Below are 1,249 nucleotides of genomic sequence, written 5' to 3'. Positions count from 1 at the left end.
CAGGGTGAGATCGCGAACATTTTCTGACCAATCACAGCAGATTTGACCTGCTGATCGAGTTGTGATCTTATACTCCCTTTTTCAGGAGTATAACCATGAACATCGACGCATTTTCTAAGCATTTCGGCGACCTGAAAGACCCGCGCCAGTCCGCCAAAATCAGCTACCCATTATTCGATGTTCTGTTCTTGGCGGTATGCGCCATCATCGCCGGCGCCGAGGGTTGGGAAGACATCGAAGACTTCGGTGAAGTTCACCTCGATTGGTTCCAGCAAAAAGGTCTATTTAAAGACGGGATGCCTGTTCACGACACCATCGCCCGTATTGTTTCACGTCTTGACCCAGCAGAGTTTCAGGCATGCTTTACAAACTGGATGCAAGTGATATCTGAGCGCTCTGAGGGCGAGCTTATCGCTATCGACGGCAAAGTCCTGCGTGGCTCCTACGACCGCGAAAGCCGCCAGTCGACTATTCACATGGTCAGTGCATTTGCCACAGCTAATGGCGTGGTTATCGGCCAGTTGAAAACCGATGCTAAGTCGAATGAAATTACAGCCATCCCGGAGCTTATTAAATTACTGGATATCAAAGGCTGTCTGGTATCAATTGATGCAATCGCCTGCCAGACAAACATTGCTTCAGCCATCATTGATAACGGCGGTGACTACCTGCTAGCGGTTAAAGGCAATCAGGAAACACTGGCGAAAGCCGTGCGTCAGGCGCTGACAAAGAAGACTTCCGTTGCAAGCGTCACCACTGATGTGGCAATAGAACAGGAGCATGGGCGCATTGAAGCCAGAGAATACCATGTGCTCCCAGCAAAAGATCTGGCACCGCAATTTCCCGATTGGAAAGGTCTAACGAGCATTGGTGTTGCTATTGGTTATCGCATTGATAAATTAGGCAAAGAATCGCTGGAGTACCGTTATTACATCAGCTCAGCAGAGCTGAGCAAAGAGCGTTTTGCTGCGGCAGTTCGTGGTCATTGGGGCATAGAAAATAGCTTGCATTGGGTGCTTGATGCAACCATGAATGAGGACGATTGTCAGATTTACCGGGGTGATGCCGCCGAAATTATGGCTTGCATGCGTCATATGGCTCTGAACATGCTACGAGCTGAAAGCTCAAAGAAAGCCAGCATCCGACGTAAACAAAAGATTGCAGCCATGAGCAGTCCCTATCTGGAGAAGGTTTTACTGGCTGGCTTCAATACAGTGGGTGAAAAGTGAGCATTCATGCTCTCGCCCTG

At 49.2% G+C, this 1,249-nt stretch carries 1 protein-coding gene; it reads left to right on the top strand.

The genetic code is table 11. The annotated features are described in order from the left end of the window. Window positions 1-95: 95 nt before the first annotated feature. Window positions 96-1,229 (top strand): ISAs1 family transposase, encoded by a 1,134-nt coding sequence (locus ABT58_RS22760; RefSeq protein WP_047876735.1) that lies wholly within the window; start codon window positions 96-98, stop codon window positions 1,227-1,229. The last annotated feature ends 20 nt before the right edge of the window (window positions 1,230-1,249 follow it).

It is taken from the genome of Photobacterium aphoticum (assembly GCF_001029435.1).
In the GTDB taxonomy this organism is placed as follows: domain Bacteria; phylum Pseudomonadota; class Gammaproteobacteria; order Enterobacterales; family Vibrionaceae; genus Photobacterium; species Photobacterium aphoticum.
Note: the sequence above shows the minus strand (reverse complement) of the source record. Positions and strands in the feature narration are given on the sequence as shown.

Bases quoted from the DNA above. Each gene is read 5' to 3' on its own strand.
- ABT58_RS22760 (WP_047876735.1), top strand. From the start codon at position 96: ATGAACATCGACGCATTTTCTAAGCATTTCGGCGACCTGAAAGACCCG.